Below are 672 nucleotides of genomic sequence, written 5' to 3'. Positions count from 1 at the left end.
AGATGTGTATGAGGGACAGTCGCGGGGGCCCGCGGGGGCGGGGCACGGCGGGCGCCGCGAGGATCACATTGACCGGGCGCGGCCTTCCCCGGAGGGTTGGCCGTATGCGTCGAAGATCGCCTCCGCCCGCGGTGTCCGGTCCGGCTCGCTGCCGCGAGGAGCCGCCGTGCAGGGGGTCCTGAGCGGGTTCGCCGTGATCGCGGTCGTCATCGGCGTCGGCTACGTCCTCGGCCGCCGGGGGCGTCTCGGGGGGCAGGGCGGCGAGGTCCTGACCACGCTCGCGTTCCATGTGGCGTCCCCGGCCCTGCTGTTCACCACACTCGCCCGGGCCGACCTGTCGGTGGTCTTCTCCGGCCGGCTCCTGGTCACGGCGCTGAGCACGGCGGCGGTGGCGGGCGTCTTCGTGGCGGTGGGTGTCGTACGCCGCTGGGGCGCGGGCCGCACCACGATCGGCGCCCTGTGCTCCGGCTACGTCAACGCCGGCAACCTCGGCATCCCGATCGCCGTGTACGTCCTGGGGGACGCCTCCCTCGTGGCGCCGGTGCTGCTGTTCCAGCTCGTGGGGGTCACGCCGGTGGCCCTGACGGTCCTCGACCTGACCACCGCGGGCGAGAAGGGCCCGCTGTGGCGGCGGCTGCTCACGCCGTTGCGCAATCCGATCGCGGTGGGGTC

Annotated in this window: 1 protein-coding gene; it reads left to right on the top strand. The window is 74.3% G+C overall.

Features of this window, described 5'->3' with window-relative positions; translation table 11 throughout:
* Nucleotides 1–166 precede the first annotated feature (166 nt).
* On the top strand, nt 167–672 hold a 506-nt coding region (locus B7L92_RS38185), incomplete at its 3' end, for an AEC family transporter (protein ID WP_174704091.1).

Origin of the sequence: Streptomyces viridosporus (assembly GCF_002078235.1) — a bacterium.
Taxonomy (GTDB): Bacteria; Actinomycetota; Actinomycetes; order Streptomycetales; family Streptomycetaceae; genus Streptomyces; species Streptomyces viridosporus.
Note: the sequence above shows the minus strand (reverse complement) of the source record. Positions and strands in the feature narration are given on the sequence as shown.